The organism is Collinsella sp. Sow4_D11, assembly GCF_052116465.1.
Taxonomy (GTDB): Bacteria; Actinomycetota; Coriobacteriia; order Coriobacteriales; family Coriobacteriaceae; genus Collinsella.
The window spans coordinates 1-3,199 of record NZ_JBQKLA010000048.1 but is presented as its reverse complement, the minus strand read 5'-3'; the positions used below and the strand labels follow the sequence as shown (position 1 = coordinate 3,199).

Annotated in this window: 3 protein-coding genes; all 3 read right to left on the bottom strand. The window is 63.1% G+C overall.

Annotation, left to right across the window (positions count from 1 at the left end; all coding sequences use genetic code 11):
• Positions 1–138: 138 nt before the first annotated feature.
• The gene (locus ACTQ40_RS10320; RefSeq protein WP_441560925.1) at positions 139–765 is read right to left on the bottom strand and encodes a replication protein; all 627 of its coding nucleotides are present in this window, start codon (positions 763–765) and stop codon (positions 139–141) included.
• 245 nt (positions 766–1,010) lie between these two features.
• Complete coding sequence (locus ACTQ40_RS10315; protein WP_441560923.1) at positions 1,011–1,331, bottom strand: hypothetical protein; 321 nt, start codon at positions 1,329–1,331, stop codon at positions 1,011–1,013.
• A complete protein-coding gene (locus tag ACTQ40_RS10310; RefSeq protein ID WP_441560921.1) occupies positions 1,319–2,680 on the bottom strand; it encodes a plasmid recombination protein in 1,362 nt (453 codons plus the stop codon). Before ACTQ40_RS10310 ends, ACTQ40_RS10315 begins: the two co-directional genes overlap by 13 nt.
• Positions 2,681–3,199: the final 519 nt, after the last annotated feature.

The following is a 3,199-nucleotide window of genomic DNA, read 5'->3' as shown; positions in this document are numbered from 1 at the left end:
CAGGGAGGGCGAAGCACGCAACCGTCTCTGGTTGCTCCTCGCCGTCCCTGCTCGGCCGACCCGCCCGCTTATCGCCGGGCGGCACGGGCGCTCCGCGCCCTCTGATGGGGGCCTGCGCGGCCCCCATCCCCCCGCGCTCTATTCCTCGGCAGCGCCCTCCAAGATGTCGTATCGGTACGACTTGAGGTACTCGCGCATGAAGATCGCGCAGTTATCGCATAGGGCCATAAACCATTCGAGGTTCTCGTCTCGGGCGTAGTCGACCAGCCTGTTAAAGCTGTAGACCCTGTTCTCCTTGCACCACGCGCACATCTCGGCGACTATGCGGTACTTGTCGGCAGACCTGTTAATCGCGGCGAGATAGTCAGCTCCGCCGAACTCGACCACATCGGCGGGATCGTACTGGGCCTTGTTCGGGTCATCCAGGTGGCACAGGTATCGCGCGACCGCGGTCCAGCTGTCTCGGTATTGAACCGATTTTTCCTTGCAGCCGAACGAGGTCAGGACCTCCTTGGCCTCTTTAGCAGCCACGGCATGCGAGAAGCGCACGACAACGTGCCAATGCGGCTCCTTGACCTCGCCCGCGGCGGTCGTGTCGCGGTCGTGGTGCATGGCAAGCCCCTCCACACCGCTTTCGCGCATCAGCTCGAGGAAGTTCTCGGGGGCAGAATCCTCGTACAGGTAACCCCACCAAATCTTGCGCTGTTTGCCTTGGCGGTTCTTACGTTCCCATTCTTTTTTCTTCTCAGGGTCTGCGTACGGCATGAAAAAACCTCCCAGTTCGGGAGGTCGCAATCTCGTGATTTCCCACCACACGCGCTATGATAGTGCCGTACACGGGTGGCGCAGATCGAGACGTGACCTCGTTTATGTGCCGCGTTCGGGGGCCCTAATCCCCGCACGCTCCAGCCCATTGTACAGCACGCACCCGCCCGCCTGGTCTAGGCCGGGCGGGCGTTTTTTTGCCGGAAAACGTAAACTATAGTTTACGTTTTCCGGTATTTCCGCAGCTACAGCGGCTCGCCAAAGTCAAGAGCATCCGAGACAGCCATCTCAACGGCCCTCGCCGCGGCATCTGACCACACGGTCCGCCCGTTGATGTAGACCGCGGCCCACCCTTCCTTGTCGGCAACGAAGGAGCACGCCTCGGCAGTCGATACCGGAAGATCCTCGTAGAGGTTCGACAGCTGCCTGTTCCCGAACCAGATTGCCGCGCCCTGCCTGTAGTTGTTTGTGGGCGGTGCCACCTGGAAGAAGAGTCCTCCACCAACGTCCGCGACCTCGTGAATTGTCACGCTGCCGTCCTTTTTCCACAGCTCTAGCGATGCCATTTTCTGACACGTCCCTTCTCATCGTTTTTCGCGGTTTCAAGCGCCGCGAGCCGCGCCTTTATCGCCTTGGTTGTTGGGGCCTTCCCGCCCTGGACCTCAGAATGCCCCTGGGAGCGCTGTGGGCGCTCCTGCGTCTCCGGTACCGCCCTGGCACCGGTATCCGCCACACCGACCGCCTCGGCGGCCCTGGCGGCCCTGAACGCCGCCGCCGACGGGGCACGGTGCCCCAGGGCCACGGCAAGGGCGGCTGGCACCGTCCTCAGCGTTTCGAGGACGCTCCGAACCGCCGACCGAACTCTCTCAACAGCCCGCTCCAGCTGTCCAACTCGCGCTCTAGCTCCCTCGACCTCACGCCCAAGCTCTGCAGCTCTGACGCGCTCGCGCTCGACAGCGATCTCAAGCTCCGCAACTCGTCCTCGAGCCTCAGCTGAGTTGCGTTGAACCCCCTCCAATCGGGCTTGTTCGGCTTTGAGTTTTTCCAAAATCTGGGACTTCTCGCCGTTCAAAACGTGAATCTCGGCCGTTTTTTCTGAAATCCGTCCGTCCAAATCAGCAGCTAGGTCCCGCTTTTTGTTCACCTCTGCCGTCAGGGCACCCAATTTGACACGGGTCCTGGCCTCCTCGGCCCCGGCGGCACGTGCCTTGGCCATCGCCTTCTCGGCCTCCTGCCTCGCCGGCTCGACCACGGCCCTGTCGACAGCCCCGCGTACCTTGTCGATATCAACAGACTTGTCGGTATACACCCTCTGCGCCCGCGTCTCCTCGTTCAACTCGACTTCGGGACGGTACCCCAACTGCCGCTCGAGATAGTCTCCCAAGTCCTTATGCAAGCTCTGATAGAACGTCCTCGGGCACATTTTTTTGAAGTTGAAACGCCCATCCAGAATCGGCGTAAATGGCGCGTGCATGTGGGCGCGTACAGGCGAACCGTCCGTACGGATCTCGTCCTTGTGAACAAACCCGCCCATAAGGTTCTCGCTCCCGACCCTGTTGGCGAGCCACTCGTACGTGTACCTGAAAAAGGCACCCTCGTCTCCGGCGCGCACGTTCTCGGGAAGGGTCACGACAAGATCGGCCATCAACACCGCGTCCTTCCGCGTGGCCCTCCGCCCCTCGGCCTTGGCGGCACGGTCGACATCCTCGCGGCGCTTCTCGACCGTGGACCATGCGGGTCGGGCGGTCCCGACCCGCGCGAGGCGCGCCCGACCGTCCGACCCGATTTTGACATCGTAGTTAAGGTCGACCCGACCCCTGTCGATGTTCTCGCGCTCCAGGCTACTTTGATCCCGGCGGTAGTGCGCCAGCATGTGGCCGACCGAGGTTGCCTTGTACTTGGCGACGTGTGCCATATGTCTAGCCCTTTCAGGTTCGAACAGACTTTAGCCGACTTAAAGTCTAGCACGTTAGCCCTTAGCTTCGCTAAGGACGTGCCAGGGCGCCGCCCTGGACCCGCGGGGGCGCCGCCCCTCGACCCCCTTCCTCCACTCCGTTCGGGGACCGCCCCTCACCTCGTTCCGCGCTCCGCTTGGCCCAACGGTCGGCCGAGCCGACCGTCTGGGGGCGCGCCCCCAGACCCCCTTCCATGCCCAAACGGGTCCGGGTCGGGGGTCGGGACTCCAGGGGAGTGACGCAGTGTCCCGACCCTTCGGGCCGGAACTCTCCCCTGGATCCCATCCCAAAGTCAACTCTGCTCCAAGTGTTTGGGCCGCGGCCCGTACGAGTAGACCCGTACGACCCGTACGACCCCAAACAAAAAGCAGGGAGGGCGAAGCACGCAACCGTCTCTGGTTGCTCCTCGCCGTCCCTGCTCGGCCGACCCGCCCGCTTATCGCCGGGCGGCACGGGCGCTCCGCGCCCTCTGATGGGGG